At 61.4% G+C, this 20,731-nt stretch carries 15 protein-coding genes; 3 read left to right on the top strand and 12 right to left on the bottom strand.

Going from position 1 to position 20,731, the window contains the following annotated elements:
• Positions 1 to 187 precede the first annotated feature (187 nt).
• Positions 188 to 871: an orotate phosphoribosyltransferase gene (gene pyrE / locus DXC18_RS01910; RefSeq protein WP_117630014.1), complete on the bottom strand. Its 684-nt coding sequence runs from the start codon at positions 869 to 871 to the stop codon at positions 188 to 190.
• A 436-nt stretch (positions 872 to 1,307) separates the two neighbouring features.
• Here pyrE and mgtA point away from each other — a divergent pair, with 436 nt between their 5' ends.
• Both mgtA and DXC18_RS01920 read left to right on the top strand, forming a co-directional pair.
• Complete coding sequence (gene mgtA, locus DXC18_RS01915; RefSeq protein ID WP_117630015.1) at positions 1,308 to 4,076, top strand: magnesium-translocating P-type ATPase; 2,769 nt, start codon at positions 1,308 to 1,310, stop codon at positions 4,074 to 4,076.
• A 383-nt stretch (positions 4,077 to 4,459) separates the two neighbouring features.
• Positions 4,460 to 5,725 (top strand): ATP-binding protein, encoded by a 1,266-nt coding sequence (locus tag DXC18_RS01920; RefSeq protein ID WP_158549353.1) that lies wholly within the window; start codon positions 4,460 to 4,462, stop codon positions 5,723 to 5,725.
• Positions 5,726 to 5,822: 97 nt separating this feature from the next.
• On the opposite strand, the gene DXC18_RS01925 is transcribed toward DXC18_RS01920, so the two are convergent.
• The 5 genes from DXC18_RS01925 to DXC18_RS01945 all read right to left on the bottom strand — a co-directional run bounded on the left by DXC18_RS01925 (position 5,823) and on the right by DXC18_RS01945 (position 10,961).
• On the bottom strand, positions 5,823 to 7,253 hold the full coding sequence (locus DXC18_RS01925; protein WP_117630016.1) for a 6-phospho-beta-glucosidase: 1,431 nt from the start codon (positions 7,251 to 7,253) through the stop codon (positions 5,823 to 5,825).
• Positions 7,254 to 7,606: 353 nt separating this feature from the next.
• Positions 7,607 to 8,251 (bottom strand): DUF4867 family protein, encoded by a 645-nt coding sequence (locus DXC18_RS01930; protein ID WP_117583664.1) that lies wholly within the window; start codon positions 8,249 to 8,251, stop codon positions 7,607 to 7,609.
• Between the two features lie 144 nt (positions 8,252 to 8,395).
• A complete protein-coding gene (locus DXC18_RS01935; RefSeq protein ID WP_117583665.1) occupies positions 8,396 to 8,884 on the bottom strand; it encodes an S-ribosylhomocysteine lyase in 489 nt (162 codons plus the stop codon).
• Positions 8,885 to 8,987: 103 nt separating this feature from the next.
• On the bottom strand, positions 8,988 to 9,962 hold the full coding sequence (locus tag DXC18_RS01940; protein WP_117583666.1) for a nucleoside hydrolase: 975 nt from the start codon (positions 9,960 to 9,962) through the stop codon (positions 8,988 to 8,990).
• Positions 9,963 to 9,989: 27 nt separating this feature from the next.
• Positions 9,990 to 10,961: a ribokinase gene (locus tag DXC18_RS01945; protein ID WP_117583667.1), complete on the bottom strand. Its 972-nt coding sequence runs from the start codon at positions 10,959 to 10,961 to the stop codon at positions 9,990 to 9,992.
• Positions 10,962 to 11,148: 187 nt separating this feature from the next.
• On the opposite strand from DXC18_RS01945, the gene DXC18_RS01950 reads away from it, so the two are divergent.
• Positions 11,149 to 13,365, top strand: a complete 2,217-nt coding sequence (locus DXC18_RS01950) for an acyltransferase family protein (protein ID WP_117716172.1) — start codon at positions 11,149 to 11,151, stop codon at positions 13,363 to 13,365.
• 326 nt (positions 13,366 to 13,691) lie between these two features.
• On the opposite strand, the gene DXC18_RS01955 is transcribed toward DXC18_RS01950, so the two are convergent.
• From DXC18_RS01955 to DXC18_RS10635, 6 genes are all read right to left on the bottom strand, one after another.
• Positions 13,692 to 14,888, bottom strand: a complete 1,197-nt coding sequence (locus DXC18_RS01955; protein ID WP_055252163.1) for an Nramp family divalent metal transporter — start codon at positions 14,886 to 14,888, stop codon at positions 13,692 to 13,694.
• 74 nt (positions 14,889 to 14,962) lie between these two features.
• Positions 14,963 to 16,807 carry a magnesium transporter gene (locus tag DXC18_RS01960; protein WP_117716173.1) on the bottom strand — a complete coding sequence of 615 codons (1,845 nt, stop codon included), beginning with the start codon at positions 16,805 to 16,807 and terminating at the stop codon, positions 14,963 to 14,965.
• 328 nt (positions 16,808 to 17,135) lie between these two features.
• Positions 17,136 to 18,542, bottom strand: coding sequence for a polysaccharide deacetylase family protein (locus DXC18_RS01965; protein ID WP_233502315.1), 1,407 nt, complete (start codon positions 18,540 to 18,542; stop codon positions 17,136 to 17,138).
• Positions 18,543 to 18,614: 72 nt separating this feature from the next.
• Positions 18,615 to 19,370: a PRC-barrel domain containing protein gene (locus tag DXC18_RS01970; protein WP_117716174.1), complete on the bottom strand. Its 756-nt coding sequence runs from the start codon at positions 19,368 to 19,370 to the stop codon at positions 18,615 to 18,617.
• Entirely contained in the window at positions 19,370 to 19,759 is a 390-nt protein-coding gene (locus tag DXC18_RS01975; RefSeq protein WP_117716231.1) for a YtxH domain-containing protein, read from the bottom strand. The genes DXC18_RS01970 and DXC18_RS01975 overlap by 1 nt, the downstream gene beginning before the upstream one ends.
• Before the next feature lie 136 nt (positions 19,760 to 19,895).
• Complete coding sequence (locus tag DXC18_RS10635) at positions 19,896 to 20,729, bottom strand: hypothetical protein (protein ID WP_233504106.1); 834 nt, start codon at positions 20,727 to 20,729, stop codon at positions 19,896 to 19,898.
• Between the last annotated feature and the right edge of the window lie 2 nt (positions 20,730 to 20,731).

Here is a 20,731-nt window from a genome sequence, read left to right on the forward strand (position 1 = left end):
TGGGCCATTGTGGCCCTTGACAGCGGATTGGGTCATATGAGCGAGCGGGCACCAGAGCGAGCAAGGTGCCTTGAAACGAGGCGGCATTGACCTTCTGGTCATGCCGCCGCAGTTGAAAGGCAGATTGCCGCTCTGGCGGGTTTGCAGCGTCAACTGGTTACGCGGGTTGGTAAACCCGCGTAACTACCTACTCCCGAGCTCCGTACTGCTCGTAGTAGGCGTCGATGGCGGCCTTGAGCTCGTCATCGATGACGACCTTACCGTCGATCTCGTGGTTGTAGAGGGTCTCGACGACCTCGGCCATGGAAACGATGCTCGCGACGGGGAAACCGTACTTGGCCTCGATCTCCTTCTGCGCGGTGGTCACGCCACCCTTGCCGACCTCCATGCGGTTGAGGGACACGATGAGGCCCTTGATCTCGACATCGGCAGCAGCCTTAACCTTGGGATAGGTCTCGTCGATGGACTTACCGCTGGTGGTGACGTCCTCGACCATGACCACGCGGTCGCCGTCCTGGGGCTCATAGCCCAGCAGGTTGCCCTTATCGGCGCCGTGGTCCTTGGCCTCCTTGCGGTCGCAGCAGTACTTGACCTCCTTGCCGTACAGCTCGTGGTAGGCAATTGCGGTCACGACGGCCAGCGGAATACCCTTGTAGGCCGGTCCAAACAGCACATCGAAGTCGTCGCCAAAGTTATCGTGGATGGCCTGGGCGTAATACTCGCCCAGCTTCTTGAGCTGATAGCCCGTCACGTAAGCGCCAGCGTTCATAAAGAACGGGGACTGACGGCCACTCTTGAGCGTAAAGCTACCGAACTTAAGAACGTCGGACTCGACCATGAACTTGATGAACTCTTGCTTGTAAGCCTCCATGCGGGCTCCTCTCGTAATCGCGTACGTGCCTTCCAGTTTAGCGCAGGCAGGGCGCGTTGCGGGCGCGCTTTGGGGCCTCGGCATTCTGTAAAGGCTTTGTCAGGGGCAATGGTTTTCCAAACAAAGGGGTTGACACGACAAACCCCCTCATCAAGAATACGGGCGGATTAAAACGGGTACGAGATACCCAAAGCGCGCTGCGCCCGTCCATAAGGAGGTGTGCCATGGAAGGCAGTCATAGTCGAAAAACCTGCATGTCGCCCTCGGCACGCCGCGAGGATTCCGTATTCGCATAAGCGTCACGAACCGATCGTCAAAACCGCCACAAAGGTGCCTGTCCCCTTTGTGGCGGTTCGCGAGCTTGACGTGAGCGACATCTAGGTTTTTTGAAGCAAATACGACACGTACGCTAACTCCCTTCAACAAGGAGGACCCTATGCTGATGCTCAAAACCGCTACGGTACTCGAAGCTATCTCCAAGCGCCGCCGCACGGCGCGCCCTGCCGCCCACGCCGGCCTGCCCAAGAACACCATATTCGCCGCCACCCATTGTGCTGAGGACACTCTCGTACTGCTTGACGCCACGGCAAACGGCCTCACCGCCGAGCGCGCCGCCGAGCGCCTGAGCGCCGTCGGCCCCAACACCATCGAAGCGCCGACCAAGACGCTCGCCCGCCGCATCGCCGACGCGTTCGTCGATCCCTTCGCTGGCATCCTCGCCGCCCTCGCACTGGTCTCGCTCTACATCGACGTGCTCGCCGTGCCCGAGCCCCAGCGCGACCCCTCCACGGTCATCGTTATCGGCATCATGCTGCTGGTATCGGGCGGCATGAAGTTTATCCAGGAGGCCCGCAGCGGCAATGCGGCCGAGGCCCTCAAGGACCTGGTCTCCAACACCTGCTGTGCCCTGCGCGGCGGCGAGCGCATCGAGATTCCCTTCGACGAGCTCGTCCCCGGCGATGTGATCCGCCTCTCTGCCGGCGACATGGTGCCGGCCGATGCCCGCATCATCACCGCGCGCGACCTGTTTGTGATCGAGTCCGCACTCACCGGCGAGAGCGAGGCCGTCGAAAAGACCGCTGCCATCACCGTCGCCGAGGGTGCCGGCAGCCCCGCGCTGCCGCTCTCTGCCTGCAAAAACATCGTCTTTACCGGCACCTCCGTGCAAAACGGCACCGCTATAGCACTTGTCGTTGCCACCGGCTCGGACACCTACCTGGGCGGCATCGCCAAGATGCTCAACGGGCGCGGCGAGAAGAGCGCGTTTGACCGCGGCGTCTCGAGCGTCTCCATGCTGCTCGTACGCCTTATGCTCGTTATGGCGCCGGCCGTCTTTGCCATCAACGCCGCCACCAAGGGCAGCGTCATCGACGCGCTGCTGTTCGCCACGAGCGTGGCCGTGGGCATCACGCCGCAGATGCTTCCCGTCATCGTGACCACGAGCCTGTCGCAGGGCGCCAAGGACCTCGCCCGCCGCCAGGTTATCGTCAAGGAGCTGCCGGCGATCCAAAACCTCGGTGCCATGGATGTCCTGTGCTGTGACAAGACCGGCACCCTCACCGAAGACCGCATCGTGCTCGAGCGCTATCTCAACACTGACGGCAACGAGGACGCACGCGTGCTGCGCCATGCGTTTTTGAACAGCTTCTTCCAGACCGGCCTCAAAAACCTTATCGACCTGGCCGTCATCGACCGTGCCGACGTGACGCCCTCGACTGTCGCGCCCGACTCCACGCTGGGCCAGAGCCTGCGCGACCGCTATACCAAGGTCGACGAGGTGCCCTTCGATTTCTCACGCCGTCGCCTGAGCGTAGTCGTCGCCGACGCCCAGGGCAAAACCCAGATGGTTACCAAGGGAGCTGCCGAGGAAATGCTCGAGATTTGCTCCTTTGTCGAGGTTGACTGTGTCGCCCAGCCGCTCAGCGAAAATAAGCTCGCCCAGATTCGCAAGCAAGTCGCCGAACTCAATGCCGAGGGCCTGCGCGTGATCGCCGTGGCGCAAAAGACCAATCCGCGCTGCGTGGGTGAGTTTGGCATCGCCGACGAGTGCGACATGGTGCTGATGGGCTTTTTGGCCTTCCTCGATCCGCCCAAAGCAAGTGCCGTGGGCGCCATCGCCACCCTCGAGGCCAAGGGCGTGGCAGTCAAGGTCCTGACCGGCGACAACGACCGCGTCGCGGCCACCGTCTGCGAACAGATCGGTATCGACGCGAGCAACGTCTTGCTGGGCTCCGAGATCGATGCGCTCGATGACGCCGAACTTGCCGAGCGCGCCGAGAACACCCACCTCTTCGCCAAGCTCTCGCCGCTGCAGAAGGCGCGTCTGGTGCGTGTCATGCGCGAGCTGCTCGGCCACACCGTGGGCTTTATGGGCGATGGCATCAACGACGCCGCCGCCATGCGTGCAAGCGATTGCGGCATCTCGGTCGATTCGGCCGTCGACATTGCCAAGGAATCTGCCGATATCATCTTGCTCCAGAAGGACCTGGGCGTGCTCGAGCGCGGCATCATCGAAGGCCGCCGCACCTACGGCAACCTACTCAAGTACCTCAAGACAACGGTGAGCTCCAACTTTGGCAACGTGCTATCCGTGACCGTCGCGAGCCTGTTCTTGCCGTTCTTGCCCATGAGCGCTCTGCAGTTGGTGCTGCTGTCGCTGGTCTACGAGATCGTGTGCATCGCGCTGCCGTGGGACACCGTCGACGACGCCTGGACCGCCCGTCCGCGCGCCTGGGATGCCGCGTCCATTAAGGGCTTTATGCTCGAGTTGGGTCCCGTGAGCTCACTGTTTGATATCGTGACTTTCGCCGTGCTCTTCTTTGTGGTGTGCCCCGCCGCCGTGGGCTCAAGCTGGGCAGAGCTTGCCGCTGTAGGCGACGTCGCAGGCATGGCGGCCTTTACGGCGCTCTTCCAGAGCGGTTGGTTTGTCGAGTCCATGTGGTCGCAGACGCTCGTGATCCACATGCTGCGCTCCCCGCGCCTGCCGAGCGCGCGCGACCACGCCGCGCCGGCACTGTGCGCTCTCACCGTGCTGGGTCTGGTACTCGTCACCTGGCTGCCGGCAAGCCCCATCGCCGATGCGCTAGACCTCATGCCGCTGCCGCCGAGCTTCTTCGCGCTGCTCGTCAGCATCGTCGCCGCCTACATCGCACTCACCCAGCTGGCCAAGCGCCGCTACATCGCCCGCCACGGCGAACTGCTGTAACTCCACAGGCACCCTCGTCAAGGATGTTTGGGCCGCCGCGACCCGCCCCCGCTGGCCGCGGCGGCCCAAAACAGCTAAAAACGCCCCTCACCCCCGCTTTAATTTCTTTTGCAAGTTTTAACTTCTTTTGCTTTCTTTCACTTCTTTTAACAAGGCGCCCGGCGGGCATAAGTTGCTCGCCGGGGGTGTCGGTTCGACGAAGAGGCCTCAGCCGTAGCAACGGATTGCCCAGCGAGAGATTTCCCAAGTGCCAACTCAAACAGTACATGTTTAATCTGTTTCGTTAATTGAAATGCGTAAATATGGTTAACCAAAGAATTGATATTTGGTTAAATAGTAACTGTATATTTGGTTAAATGTACTGGTAAACAATGGTGATAATTATGCCAAAGAAGTACTACACTAGAATTATCGAAAATGAGCTTGACCAGCTGCTGGGTATATTCGGCGCCGTTCTCATCGAAGGACCGAAATGGTGCGGAAAGACGACCACGGCCGAGACCCGTGCGGCGTCCAGGCTCCTTCTCATGGACCCGTCCCGCAACTTCGAGAATCGCTTGCGTGCCGAGACTGACCCGGCTCTTGCCGTTTCCGGCGAGGTGCCGCGGCTGATTGACGAGTGGCAGGAGGTTCCGAAACTTTGGGACGCGGCACGGTTTGAGTGCGACAACCGCAGCGGCGAGCCTGGTCAGTTCATATTTACGGGGTCAGCGACACCGCGAGACGACGAACGTCCAATGCACAGTGGCGCTGGAAGGTTCGCTAAATTGCGCATGGATACCATGACGCTTTTCGAGCTTGGGAAATCCAGCGGCGCGGTTAAGCTGTCGGGCATTATTTCTGGCGAAAAGTTCAATGGCGCTTTCGGATCGCTGGATTCCGCCTCGATTGCCGAGTACGTTGTCCGTGGCGGATGGCCCGCGGCGGTCGGTCGCGATGCGCTGGCTGCGTCGGCGATGGCGAAACGTTACATCGGCATAGTCGCCGAAGAAGATTTGTCTCGTGTCGACGGCTCTCGCCGCGACCCTGAAAAGGTCAAAGCTGTCATCGAATCGCTTGCGCGCAATGAATCCACTTTGGCGACACTCAAGACGCTCGTAGCCGATCTTGGTGGAGAAGTATCGAGACAAACGGCGGCATCATATATATCCCTTCTCGCTCGGGTTAGTTTCGTTCGCGATATTCCCGCATGGAACCCCGCAATGAGATCTCCCGTGCACTTAAGAGAATCGAAGAAGCATCATCTCGCTGATCCGTCACTGGCGGCCGCTGCGCTCGGAGCGACTCCGGCGACATTGCTGCTAGATTTCAAGACGCTTGGGCTGCTTTTTGAATCGTTGGCCCTTCATGATTTGTGGGTTTATGCGCAGGCAAATGGAATGGGCCTCTATCACTATCACGATTCTCGCGATCTAGAAGTCGATGCAGTCATTGCGGCTCCCGGTGGAACGTGGATCCCGGTCGAAATCAAGCTCAGCTCCGCCCAAATCGAAGAGGCGTCTGACAGCCTTATTGCTGTCGAGAAGCGTATGGTTGCCGCCGGAAACAACCCGCCAGTTTCGAAAGTCGTAATCATTGGATTTGGTTCACAAGCCTATGTCACTGACCGCGGCGTCCAAGTTGTTCCGCTGGATGTGCTCGCGCCGTAGTGCAATTGCAAGTTTTTACTTCTTTTAACAAGGCACCCGACGGGCATAGGCTGCTCGCCGGGCGCCTTGGTTAGGATGCTATTGCTGTTGAGAACGCCTAGGCCAAATCTTCGCCGTTGGTGGCGATAACCTTCTTGTACCAGTCAAAGCTCTTCTTCTTGGAACGCTTGAGGGTGCCGTTGCCGGCGTCGTCGCGGTCCACATAGATAAAGCCGTAGCGCTTGGACATCTCGCCCGTACCGGCCGAGACCAGGTCGATCGGGCCCCAGGTGGTGTAGCCCAGCAGGTCAACGCCGTCCTCGGTCACCGCATCGCGCATCGCGGCAATATGCTGACGCAGGAAGTCGATACGGTAGTCGTCGTTGATAGAACCATCCTCCTCGACAACATCCCTGGCACCCAGACCGTTCTCAACCACAAACAGCGGCTTCTGATAACGGTCGTACAGGTCATTAAGGGTGATGCGGAAGCCCAGCGGATCGATGGCCCAGCCCCACTGGCTCTCCTGCAGGTAGGGGTTCTTGGCGCCGGCGAAGGCGTTGCCCTGGGTGCGCTTGACATCGGGGTTGTCGGCACCGGCAGAGCAACGGGTGCTGTAGTAACTAAAGCTGATGAAGTCGACGGTGTTGGCAGCCAGGACCTCGCGGTCCTCGTCGGTCATGCCCACATCGATGCCCAGGCGCTCGAGTTTCTTGACGGCATAGGCCGGGTAGTAACCGCGGCTCTGGACGTCGACGAAGAAGTAATTGTCCTGGTTGTCAAGCTGAGCCTGGCGTACATCGCCCGGACGGCAGCTGTAGGGATAGTAGGTGCCCGCGGCGAGCATGCAGCCGATCTTGACCTCGGGGTCGATCTCGTGGGCGATCTTGGTTGCCCAAGCGCTGGCGACGAGCTCGTTGTGGGCGGCCAGGTACTCGACGGCTTCCTTGTTCTCGCCCTCCTCAAAGACCAGGCCGGCACCCATAAACGGCAGGTGAAGGATCATGTTGATCTCGTTGAAGGTGAGCCAGTACTTCACCAGGCCCTTGTAGCGGGTGAAGATCGTGGTCGCGAGGTTCTTGTAGAAGTCGATGAGCTTGCGGTTGCGCCAGCCGCCGTACTCCTTGATGAGGTGGACGGGGCAGTCGAAGTGCGTGATGGTCACGAGCGGCTCGATGCCGTGCGCCTGGCACTCGCGGAACACGTCCTCGTAAAAGGCCAGGCCGGCCTCGTTGGGCTCGGCCTCGTCACCGTTGGGGAAGATACGGGTCCAGGCCAGGCTCATGCGGAAGGTCTTAAAGCCCATCTCGGCAAAGAGGGCAATGTCCTCCTTGTAGTGATGGTAGAAATCGATGCCGGTCTGCGCGGGATAGTAATAGCCGTCCTCGAAGTCGAGCATCTTGCGCTGGCCGGAGACCACCGCGTAACGCTCCGGGCCGTGCGGCGCCACATCCACGTTGGCCAGGCCGCGACCGTCAACGTTGTACGCGCCCTCGCACTGGTTGGCAGCCGTCGCGCCGCCCCACAGGAAGTCATTACGGAAAGCCATGCATCGATCCTTTCACACGCTGTTTGTCGTGGCTTCAGTATCCCCGTAAGCAGCGCGCCACTCAACGGCAACGGCGCAGGTCGGCACTTCTTTTCGCGCACAGACGCCCGGCAGCCGCCCCCGTCTGACACTTTTTGATACCTGCCCGCCCAAACCGCCAACCACCACAAAGGGGACAGGCACCTTTGCGGCGGATTGGGCCCGGTTTGTCTCGATCTGTAACAGTTAGGCAGCCAAAACCGGGCCTGGTGTTACAGATCGAGATTTTTCGGGCAGCCCCTTCAGTTTGTCTAAATCTGTAACAGGTAGAGACGATTTAGCCCGCTAGATGTTACAGATCGAGATGGAAGATTCTAGTCGCAGGCGATGTCGAGGTTCTTGCCGACGAGGCCTACGTAGCCGCCTTCGGCTGCTTTGGGGCTGTCGGCGTGGCAGAGGACCCACTTGTCGGCCTTCCAGTAGCAGTAGCTGTCGCCGGCCGCGGGCATGTCGGCCGCCGCCTCGGGGCGCGGGCCGTTGGTACCCGCCGGCAGCGCAACCATCACTTGGAAGCCGCCGTCGTCGACCATGCAGGGCGTGTAGTGAAGCGTGGTGTTGAATACCTCGACGACCTTGCCCGCCGGCACGCGGAACGCCTTGACGCACGCGGTGTCGAGCTTGCCGTCCTCGATCTCCCAGCGATGCGCCACGAGCAGGATAAAGTCGCGGGCGCCCAGGTTAAACTCGCTGGCGCGGTGATACTCCAGGCAGTTGAGGCGTGTGTTGTGGCCGTTGCACCAGCCGAGCTGGAAGGGGCGGCCGCCAAACATGAGAAAGCCCAGTTTGTCGGCATCCTTGACGCCCTCGAGCTCCGGCGCACTTGCTACGTACTTACTGCCCTCGGGGATGGGCGTGGCAGAGAGCGCCTCGAGCACGGGCGACGTGAGCACGGACGGAACGTTATCCCAAACGTTGCCATAGGATTTGAACTCGGGATCGTTGACAGAGTAGATATGCATGTTCACTCCTGTTTGTAAATGTGACTATACGAACATTCTAGAACAAACATGAGCGATTTTGAACGCTCGTCCCGACCAATCAACAAAAAGGCGCCCCCGCATAAGCGAAGACGCCCAATGCGCTCGTTTTGGGCGATAAAGCTCTTATGCCTGCTGATAGTGCAGGTGCTTCTCATCGATATCGGCCAGATCGCGGTCGAGGTAGCGGCGCGCGAGCCAGTTTGCCATGGGAAGGTTCTGGTCCAGGTAGTTACCGCACTCCTCGGGAGCGGCACCGGGGACATCGCCCTCAAAGCCGGCGACAAACTCGAACAGTTCGCGCACGAGCGGCAAGATTTCCTCGCTCGTCAGCTCACCAAAGACAACCAGGTAAAAGCCCGTACGGCAGCCCATGGGCCCAAAGTAGACAATGCGGCTCGACCACTCGGCATGATTGCGGAGGAACGTCGCGCCCAGGTGCTCGATGGTGTGGCACTCGGCCGTGTTCATGACCGGCTCTTTGTTGGGCGTGGTCAGGCGTAGGTCAAAGGTGGTGACGGCGGCGCCGGTCGCCGGATCGCGGTCGATGCGGCTCACGTACACGCCGGGCTCAAGCAGCAGATGGTCAACGGAAAAGCTCGCGATGCGCTCCATGGCAGATCCTCTCGATAGTCAAATTGGGACGGGGCTCTTTTAGCTGGTTCGAATGGTCGCACCAATCATACCAGTCAAAAAAGCCCCGTCCCAAAAAGACAACTTAGCCAAGGACACGGGCCATACGGGCCTTGAACTCGGACAGGAAGCGCGGGGTATCGACGGTCAGCGCCACGAGTGTGCTCTTGTCGGGATCTGCCACGCGGCGCTCATCGCAGATGGTGCGGCCGCGATACTCACCCAGCAAGTCAACACGCAGGTTACAGCCGAGCGCACCCACGAGCGTGGGATCAATCGCCACGGCAACCGCCAGCGGATCGTGCAGCGCGCAGCCGCCCAGGTAGGACGCGTTCATCTCGTACGAACCAATGTAGTGCTCGACCATGCTCGCAAATGCGCAGCCGGCCATGGTTCCCGAACCCGTCCAGCCGGCAATGTCGCGGCGCGTGAGCACCACGCGATGCGTCACGTCCAGGCCCACCATGGTGAGCTTACGGCCCGAGCGCAGCACCGCGTCGGCTGCCTCGGGGTCGCTCGCCATGTTGGCCTCGGCGCCCGCGCTCACGTTACCGGGCACGGTAAGGGCGCCGCCCATCACGACCACGCGGCCGATGGACATCATCGCCGCCGCATCGCGCTCCAGGGCGAGCGCTAGGTTGGAGAGCGGGCCAGTCGCTACGTAGACCAGATCGGGACCATAGGTGCGCGCGGCATCGATCAGATAATCGACCGCAGCGTTGCCGTCGGCCGAGGTCGCCCCCACCGGCTCGTAGGGCGACGCGGGCACGCTCGCGCCGCCGATGCCGTTCTTGCCGTGAATGAGCGCGGTGGACGCCGGCGGCGTATAGGGCTCAGTCGCTTGCAGAGGACGGTCGGCACCCAGGTACACCGGCACCTCGGGACGGCCCAACAGGTCGAGCACCGCCAGGCAGTTGTGCGCCGACTGCTCGACGCGCACGTTGCCAAAGCATGTGGTGATGCCCACGAGCTCCACCTCGGGGCTCGCGATGGCATAGGCAAGCGCCATCGCATCGTCCACACCCATATCCAGATCAAGGATCAGCTTCTTAGTTGCCATTGTTTTACTCCGCTTCTCCGTCTTGTACTAATCGTCTAAACCAAACATGCGCCCAACTTCGGCACGCGTGGGAATCGACTGCTGCGCGCCCAAACGCGACACCGTCACCGCCGAGGCACGGGCGCCGGCGGCCATGCATTCAAAGAGCGGCAGGCCCTCCAGGCGAGCCGCCGCAAGCGCACCAATAAACGTATCGCCCGCGGCCGTCGTATCGACCACCGCGCACGAAAGTGCCGGCATGCGCAGCAGCTCACCGTCATCGCCAAATGCAACTGAGCCGGCACCGCCTAGCGTGATGACCGCAGCCCCGGCGCCCTTGTCGAGCAGCGCATTGAGCGCGGCGACGCAACTCGCATCATCCGTGGGCAGAATGCCCGTCAGCACCTGGCACTCGGTCTCGTTGGGGCAGACCAGGTCGACCGCAGGCCAGACCTCCGCAGGCAGCTCGCAGGCGGGCGCTGGATTAAAGACCGTATAGAACCCCAGCTCGTGAGCGCAAACAAGCGCCTCGGCCGTCGCCACAAGGTCACATTCGCCCTGGGCGATAAAGACGCTTCCGGCAGCCGGGGCAATCTCGCTGGCGTCGCCGTCGAGCTCATGGGCCACCAGACGCCTCAACGCGCAGGCAACGTCCGCGCCCGCAAGCGCATGGTTGGCGCCCGGTGACAGTATGATGCGGTTGTCGCCCTCGCAGCGAATGATAGTCGCGGTGCCGGTCTCCACGTCATCGCGAAGCGCCACGAACTCAACACTCACGCCGGCATCCTGGAGCCCCGCCACAAGCGCATCGCCAAAGGTATCACGTCCAACAGCGCCGATCATGCATGTGCGCGCACCCATGCGCGCGGCGGCAACGGCCTGGTTAGCGCCCTTACCGCCGGCGTTGGTGATAAACCCGCTGCCGCCGACGGTCTCGCCCGCACGCGGCATGCGCTCGCACGCCACCGAAAGGTCCATGTTCATGCTGCCGAACACCGCAATGATGTCGCGATCTGCCATGGAAACCTCCTCATCTGCGGGCCTTATGCCCACCGTCGACCATCGATTGTGCGCCCTCGCACCCCCTATAACTTTAGTTCACTTTGATGTGGACGCACGCTTGAGCTTGCGCCAGCAGCAAGCATTCACAGGAGCAGGCAGCTACAATAAATACGTGCTGATTATTCTCGTCATTGGATGATGTTTTATGGAACAATTCTCGCAATCGGGCTCGCGCGGTCGACGCCGCACAGGCAACGAGCCGGCGCCGCACGAACGCGTGAAGAGCGAACGCCGTACCAACGAGCCGCGACGCACCGCAAGCCCTCATCGCGCTTCTACCAACAACGCGGGCCGCGCCAACACTCCCGCCGCGGAGCAGACGCCCGCTCGCCCCAAGTCCCGCTACATCCCTGCCCTTGACGGCCTACGCACGCTTGCCGTCGTCGCGGTGGTGCTCTATCACCTCAACCTCACGTGGGCGCAGGGCGGTCTGCTCGGCGTCACGATCTTCTTTGTGCTTTCGGGCTATCTGATCACACGCCTGCTACTCAACGAAGTCGCTAAGACCGGCCGCATCGACCTCAAGAGCTTCTGGATTCGCCGCATCCGTCGCCTGGTCCCCGCCGTGGTAACGGTAGTGTTCGTGACCTGCGCGCTGTGCACCATCTTTAACCACGTGATGCTCACCAAGATGCGCCCCGACATCCTGCCGTCGTTGCTGTTCTTCAACAACTGGTGGCAGATTGCCCAAAACGTCTCGTACTTCAATGCTCTGGGCGACCCCTCGCCGCTCACGCACTTTTGGTCGCTTGCCATCGAGGAACAGTTCTACCTGATTTGGCCGCCACTGCTGTTTGCCATGGTATCCATGCATGTGAGCAAGCCCAACACGCGCCGCTTGGTTCTGGGCCTTGCCGCGGTATCTGCCCTCGCCATGATGGTGCTTTACAACCCTGCCGCCGACCCCAGCCGCGTGTACTACGGCACCGACACCCGCGTGTTCTCGCTACTGCTGGGTGCCTGGATGGCCTTTATCCCCGATCGCGACCTGGCGCCAGTGCGTCTCGCTCATCGTTTGGGGCTCAATCGCCTGGCTGGCGCCGCCAAGCACGACAAGAACGCCGAGGGCAAACCTAGCGAGAAGGCCGACGAATCAGCCGAGACCGCCCCGGCACAGCCGAGCACCCTCGTGCGCTTTTGGTCCTCGCCCACATCCATCGATGTGTTGGGCGTCGTGGGTCTGGTTGGCCTTGCCGCCATGGTCGCGCTCACCAACGGCTACACCGCGTTCCAGTATCGCGGCGGCACGCTGCTGTGCTCGGTCCTCACGCTCATGGTCATCGCGGCCTGCGTGCAGCCCCAGGGAATGGTTGCCCGCGCGCTGTCCGCCGAGCCGCTCGTGTGGGTTGGCAAGCGCTCGTACAGCATCTACCTGTGGCACTATCCCCTGCTGTTGCTCATGAACCCGGTCGCCAACATCAACGATACACCGTGGTGGCAGTACATCTTGCAGGTACTTGTGGTGGTCGCCGTGGCCGAATGCTCATATCGCTTTATCGAAACGCCGTTTAGAAAGGGCGCCTTTGAGCGCACCGTATCCGAGTTCCGCGACGGCACCGCCACGCCCGCCAACTGGGCACGCGCGCACGTCCCTGTCTACGCAACCTGCGCTGTCGTGTTGGTCGTTGCACTGGGCGGCCTGATCTTTGTGCCGGAGACCTCCGCACTGAGCGGTGAGGGCGCCGAAGTCCTCAACAAGGAAGCCAAAAACACCGCGCCCGCCGACCAACAGGCGGCCGACGACACCGACAAGGACAACGACGGCTTCCCCGATGGCTCCTACGATTTGCTTATGATCGGTGACTCCGTGTCGCTGCGCGCCGTTGATTCCTTTGACGGCGTGTTCCCGCACAGCCATATCGATGCCGAAAAGGGCCGCCAGTTTGATGCGGGCCGCGCGACATTTGAGGGCTATCTCCAACAGAACCTTGCCGGCAAGATCGTGGTCTTTGCGCTGGGCACCAACGGCTTGGTAACCGACGATCAGATCGACGCCATCATGGCCGATGCAGGAGATAAGCGTATTGTGGTGTTTGTGAACACACGCAGCCCGCAGCCGTGGGTTGGCTCTACCAACCAGGCCATCGCCAACGCCGCTACGCGCTACAAGAACGTGCGCGTTATCGACTGGTACGGATACAGCGCCAACCGCAACGACCTGTTCGATGGCGATGGCACGCACCTATCGACCGCTGGCGTGACTGAGTACCTCAACTTGATCCACGATGCCGTCAAGAAGGACCTGCCCGTGCACCCCGAAGATCACGTCAACGATCCGCAGCCGGCAGCCGTCAAGTCTGCCACCGACGCGCTCGTCAATGCGCTCGCTCTCAAGCCGCACAAGCTGGGCACCGACAAGTAACCCGCAGCAAACAACCCAAAATCACTCTTTTCGAGCCGGCCCCAAGAGGTCGTGGACAAAAAGGAGCAAATATGAGTACTGTTACCATTTTAGTAGCAGGCAAAACCACCCAAAATGGCGCCCATGCGGTAGCGCGCGAGGTAGCGCGCAGAGATGTGGTGTAAGAGGCGGGGAATGCCCCGCCTCTTACACCACATCTCTGCGCGCTACCCAACAGTACTCATATTTGGCATTTTTTGTCCACTCGCATATTACCAACCCCCTATAACAGGCAAAAAACAGGCCGCAGCCCATCGCTGCGGCCTGTTTGGAGTCAAAAAGAGGCGCTAAGCGCTGTAACCCATCGCCTGCAGAACAAACATGACGACCGTGAGCACCGTAATCACGCCGATAGTCGCCCAAGTGAGCACGTTCCACACGCGGCCGTTGCGGTTGGCACCCATAATGTGACGGTCGGCGGCGATAACCACCTGGAACACCAGAACCACGGGCAGTAGCACGCCATTGATGACCTGCGAGGTCATCATAATCTGGAACAGATCGACGCCGGGCATAAGCACCAGCACGGCAGAGATACCGATGATGGCCGTAATGATGCCGCGATAGACCGGGGCCTCGTCCCAGCTGCGGTCGGCACCGCGCTCCCAGCCAAATGCCTCGCAGATAGCGCTCGACGTAACGCCCGGTAGCACGCAAGCAGCCAAGAAGCTCGCCGCGACCAGGCCCGAGGCAAACAGCACCGTGGACCACTGACCCGCAATAGGCTCCAGCGCGCGGGCAGCATCGGCAGCATCGCTAATCTGAATACCCGCCGGGAACAGCACCGTACCGGTCGTGATGATAATAAAGCCCGCAATGATATCAGCAGCGATCGAGCCGCTCACGGTATCAATACGCTGCAGCACGATGTCGTCCTCGCCCGCATTCTTATCGACCACGTTATTCTGCGCCAAGAAAATCATCCACGGCGCGATGGTGGTACCGATCGTTGCGACCACGAGCGACACGTAGCTGGGGTCATTTTGAATGTTAGGCACGACCAGGTCGACCGCGACCTCACCCCAGTTGGGGCCAGCCATAAACGCGGCGACAATATAGGTCACGAAGACGCAGCTTACCAACAGCAGAATCTTCTCGATGCGCTGGAAACTACCCGACATGGTAAGCATCCACACCAGCAGCGCCACCAACGGCACCGAGATGCTCGCCGGCACGCCAAAGAGAGCAAGGCCGCTGGCGATACCCGCAAACTCCGAAATGGTCACAGCCGTGTTGGCGATCAACAGCGCCGCCATAGCAAGTACACTCTTGCGCACGCCAAAGCGCTCGCGAATGAGCGATGCCAGGCCCTTGCCCGTGACGCAGCCGCAGCGCGCCGCGGTCTCCTGCGTCACGATGAGCAGCACGGTCATGACGGGAAGCATCCACAGCATCTTGTAGCCATAGCTGGCGCCCGCGCTGGAATACGTTGCAATGCCGCCGGCGTCATTGCCCGAAAGCGCCGCCAGCAGACCGGGACCCATAGCGCCAAAGATGGCCGCGATGGTCAACTTTTGCTTGGTGCCCGACTTTTGCTTGGTATTTTGCACGCGACCACCTAACCCATGACCGACATGGTGAGCAGCACCGCAGCGGCACAGTACGCTACGCACGAGATCATGACGGCAATAACGTTCATGGCGGTGCCCGACGTATTGAGGTCGTGCTCGTCACGCCAGAACAGCACCATCAGGTAAATCACGGCGCTCATGTTGCCAATCAGACAGACGATGGCCGCGATGTTAAAGCACCCGGTAAAGAGTTGCTCCTCAAACATGGACGCATCGGGGAACGCAGCGGTGCGCACCAGCTGGGCGCACAGGTAGGTCACGAGTGACAGAATCAGGCCCATACCCGTGCTCTGGAAGAAGAACCCCAGATACGGCTTGGGTTCGTCGTCGTGACCGTCATACTCCAGGAAGTAGTTCTTGACGAACGACACCATGCGCGAGGCCGCCAGCAGCACGAGCGGCATGGCGCACATGGGGAACACCACCAGATGCGCGGAGCCGAGCGCCGTTCCCAGCACGGTCGCCATGATGCACGACGCGACGCCCCATACAACAACCCAGTACTGGCGATGTACGAACCAGCTGAGCACGTTCGTCGAGTCGTCCGATGCGCTATCGCCCGAGCCGACACCGGCGATCTGCAGGTCCTCCTGATGCTCCTCGGCTATAACGTCCATGGCGTCGTCGAAGGTCACGATACCCAGGATGTGGCGGTTCTCGTCACAGACGGGGATAGCTACCAGGTCATACTTGGTCATCTCATCCGTCACGTCTTCCTGGTCCTCGTCGGGCGACACATAGACCAGGTCGCGATAGGCCAGCTGACCCAGCGTAGCGTCGCGGTCGGCTACGATCAGCGTGCGCAGCGAAAGCACGCCGGTCAGCATGCCGCTCGGATCCTCGGTATAGACGTAGTAGACGCTCTCGAAGTCCTCGTCGAGCTCGCGAATCGCCTCGATGGCGTCACCGACCGTTGCCGTGGCGGGCAGGGAGACAAACTCCGAGGTCATGATGCGGCCGGCGGTGTTGTCCTCATACCCCAGCAGATTACGAATCGCCTTCTCCTCCTTGACGCCCATCAGGCGCAGGAGCTTCTCGGCCTTCTCGTAATCGAGCTCGTCGATCAGGTCGGCAGCGTCATCCGGGTCCATCATGGCCAGCATCGACGATGCGTCCGTGTCGGACAGGCCCTCGAGCATCTCGGTCATGAGCTCGTCGTCATCGAACTCCGAGATGGCCTCGGCGGCCTGGGCAGTATCGAGCTGCGCAAACACCTGCGCACGTAGGCGCGGGTCGAGCTGCTCGATAATGTCGGCGATGTCGGCAGGGTGCAGCTCGCCGAGCGTCTTGTGCGACACCGAGAGTTGAATGTTCTTGGTCGAGCGGTCGAGCAGGTCCATGTAGGACCAAGCGATGATGTCCTCACTGAGCGGCTTGCCCAGGTGCTTCATAAAGCCTTCGACGATATGCTCGAGCGCGGGGCTGATGGCGCGTAGCAGACCGCGGGCACCGACCTCGGCGCCCAGCAGGCGCAGCTGGTTTTCGCCCGACATGGAAAACTTGATGTCGTTTACGCGCACGACCTTCATGCCCTGCGTGTCGACGATCTGCTTGTTGAGCACGTCGCGTGCGAGCAAGAGCTCGGTCGGCTGCAGGTACGAAAAACGGATTTCGGTGGCCGACGTCTTAAGGTGTACACCTGTCTCGTCGATACGGTCGACCCATTTGCGCCAGCTGATCATAAACGGCGTCTTGCCGGGGCCGCGGAACGCGAGCGACGTCACGTGCGGAAAAACTTCGCCGGTTGCAATGCCAAAATCGTTGACCACGCCGAGCTTTTCGCCGTCGACGTCCAAGACTGGCAATTTGAGCATCTCACTCAGATAATTCAATGGTGCTCCCCATCATTATTCCTCCGGACGCGGCCGCGCGTGCGGCGTCCGGGGGCTTCTGGATATGTATACGCATGCGCGGGCGGCACGCCGCTCGACGCTTACACCCCGTGCATGCGCAAAAAGCACCTGCATGGGGTCATCGACTGTATGGTCGAGGTTTGGATTTCACCTGTAACCTTTCTCTTGACCCTCATTAACCGCAGTAACTATAGCATCAGCATCGCCCTGCGGCATCGAATTTAAGCGCTGCACATTGCAGGCATACCAAACGCTGACGCATCCGTGACATAGTCATTGGGGACGTTCTTAAATGACTACCCAATAACTACTCTGTGGTGTCGTTGTCCTCGGCAAGTTGGGGGAACACGGCATCCTTGGGCATGGTGACCTTCGTCAGCGAGGTGAGCTTTTTGCTCAGCGACGCGTCCGTCTTGACCAGGTCGCTGAGCGTCACGATCTTGTAGCCGTCGGCAATGAGGCCGTCGATAATCTGCGGCAGCGCCTCGAGCGTCTGCTCGGCGCATTCGTCTCTATCGGTGAGCAGCACGATATTGCCCGGCGTCACCGAATCGAGCACCGTCGAGACCTGCTCGTCGGCACCGTTGAGCAGCCAGTCGCCCGAGTCAATATTCCACGAGACCACGGCGGAGACCAGGTCCATCGCATCAATCCAGTTTTGCTCGTCAAAGGCAGCGTAGGGAGCACGCAGCAGCATCGTCTTCACGCCGGTCGCCGACTTAATCGCATCGGTGCCTTTCGTGATCTGTTCGCGTACCGCCTCACGGTCCTGACCCTTGAGCGAATCGTCGCTGTAGCTGTTGGATCCGATCTCGCACCCGGCATCGACAATCGCCTTGGCCGTGGCAGGCGATGCCTCGGCCGCATCGCCCGACAGGAAGAACGTCGCGGTGACGCCCTTTTCCTTGAGTACCTGCAAGATCTGCTTGGTAGCGCTGCTCGGACCCTCGTCAAACGTCAGCGCCACGTACTTTTTGTTGCCCTTGGGCGCCACGCTGGCGCACGCAACGACGCAATCGGTGGCGGGCACGACCTCGCCGCGGTCCTGTGTCTTGCCCGATTGCTCGCCGACCCACACCTCGGAGCGGCCCTGGACACCCCACGTCTGCACATACTCGATAGCGCCCGTACCCTCGACCTTGAGCTTGGGCTCGATAACCGTAGCCTGAACCTCGTGCTTCTCGTAGGTGTTACGGCCATCCTTGACCGTCACCTTCTCGCCGCCCTCAAGTTCGCGGCTATCCCATTTGCCCTGCTTCACGCGCTTGCCGTCGACCTTCACCGACAGCTTTTCGCCCCCATGGCGCTTGAGCACGCTGTCATCGACGGCCAGCAGGTCGCCTGCGTCGTAGGTGTCAGTCAACTCCTGGTCGTCGATGAGATTCTGCAGCGTAGAGCCCACACGCACCGCTGTCTTCTGGCCGTTGAGCTCCACGTCCACACTGCGGTTGACGTAGCCCACGACGGCAGCGATAAACAGCACGAGCGCGCAACCCACGGCGATGAGCGCGTAGGGCAGGCGAGACGAACGACGGGGTGTGCGGCTGTTGCCGATGCGCGCGCTGCGATCGCTAAAGCCGCGGCTATGGTTGAGATACATCGCGCCGGGCTTACGGTGACGGCGGCGCTGACCGCTGGGCAGCTGCCCCAGGTCGCGGCGCGCCGTCGGACGCGCACCCGAACGCCCGTTTAAGTTGGATCCGTTTTGGCGCATGTGCCCTCCCCCATAAACACAGCAAGCCGGAGCAACAGGTCTCCGGCTTGCCTCCCATCATTTGGTACGTCGCTATTTTGTAGCTTTTGACGAGCCTCCGCTCGCCTTTTGGTATTCGTCCTTAAAGGCCTTGAACATACCGCGCGTCTTGCCGAGCTGCTTGCCCAGTGCGCGGCTGCCCTTGTCCACGGCGACCGATCCCTTGTCATCGAGCACCTTGGCGCCCTTTTTGACCTTGTCGCCCACCACGACGCTGGCCTCGGCGGCCTTGGCAGCCGCACCGCCCGAATACCCGAGCGACTTGACCTCGTCCGAGACGACCATCGCGCCGTTCTCGTAGCCGCGCAGCATCGTCGGCGGCACCTGCGTGTCACCAACCAAAACACTCGAAGCAGCGCCGGCGGTCACATAGAATGCCTGCACGATGCCCGAGCGCGGCTTGAACTCAACGTCCGAGCAATAGCCCACGACGTCGCCCGATTCCGTGCGCACGTCCATACCGACCCAGATGATGCAATCGTCCAGGTTGATGTCGAGGCGCTTGGCCGCAGCGGTATCGTAGGTGCCCTTGACGTCGTCAACCGCGATGGCGCCCTCGTAGACACCAATGGCGTCGAGCGCTACGAATCGGTCGGGACGCTCGATCATGCCCGCGATATCGGACTGGCGGACCATAAAGCCGACCACGCGCGTACCGCCCGGGGTAAAGACCGGAAAGTGAATCTTTCCGAGCTTTTTAGGGCTGCGCGGCGTGCCGTCCTTTTTGGTGCGCTTGTCCTCGGCAGGCTTGCGATAGATCTTGGCGCCGACAAAATCCCCGGCGCGCATTATGCCTCGGTCGAGGGCTCCGCAGCCTCGGCATCAGCCTCGACGGCGTTCTCGACCATGACGTCGGCGGCAGGCGTCACGTTGCCACCCGAAATGGCGTCGTTGAGCTGCTCGCGCAGCTGGTCCATGCGCTCGCGGGCCAGGTCGACCTTGGCGCGCAGGTCGTCGGTCTTGGCGTCGACCATCGGGCCAAAGTCATTCACCGCAGCACGGGCCTCCTCGGCGCTGTGCTCGTAGGTGTCGCGCATATTGTCCCAGGCGTCGTTGGCGATATCGGCAGCCATGGCGCGGGTCTCGGCGCCCGAGCGCGGGGCCAGAGCAACACCGATAATAGCGCCGGCAGCGGCACCAAAAAGTGCGCCGGAGACAAAGCTGAAAGTCTTACCCATGATCATTCCTCTCCTGCGGGCACGTCGGTGCCCACCGTTTGAATGCTGTCCATTATACCCGCAGCGCATCACTTGCCGCTCCGCTCATCTGCGTACGGCAAAGGCGCAGGTACGTGATGGTGATAAACGCGTAGGCCTACTCCTGAGGCATAGCCGGCATGGCCACCGTGGCACCCGGGTCCTCGCCGGCGCCGTCCACGAGTGGCAGGCCGCCCTCATGCGCAGGTCCTGCCGGAACCGTCGCCGCACCGCCAAAGACGGCAGCGGAGGCCTCGTGGTTCTCGGCAACCGCGCCCTCGGTATCAATCGCCACCTGGGGCTCGTCGTCAAAGTTGGGGACGCCCTGGGGCTCGGTGGGAACGGGCTCGGCGGTCGCATCGGCAACGGGCTCGGCGTCGACCGGCACATCGCCCTCGTCAGCGCCCTCGTCCTCGGCAGCATCTTCGCCGTTCGCAGCAGCGACGGCCTCGTGAGGATCCTTGCCCTCGGCCTCGGCGCGCATGCCCAGCACCAGGTTGCGCAGGCCCGCGACCGTGCCTTCCACGTCGGGGGCAGGCTGGTCGGCGTGCAGGTACGCCCAGTCCATCATAAAGGTGGCCGACGACAGCGCACCGATGGCCAGTGCGTCGTCGGGACACGAAAGCTCGACCTCAAAGACACGCTCGTCATGCTCGCTTACGCGCGTGCGGCCGCACGAGATGCTACCGGCAAGACCGGTCTCGTTCATGAGCTCGACCGTCACGTGCTCCAGCAGGTGGCAGAGCTCGGTCTGACCCATGCAGTCCTGGAACTCGCGGCCGGAATCGCCCAGGCACAGGTGCTTGGCAATCGCCGGTACCAGGTAGTACACGCGCGCCGTGGCCTCGATGTCCTCCGAGGTCATGAGCGGCATGCCGGGGTTCACCAGCACATGCGCACAGATCTTGTCCTCGCTGACGGTGACCTTAAGGATGTTGAACAGGCCTGCCATAA

This window comes from Collinsella sp. OM08-14AT (assembly GCF_003438115.1).
Lineage (GTDB): Bacteria > Actinomycetota > Coriobacteriia > Coriobacteriales > Coriobacteriaceae > Collinsella.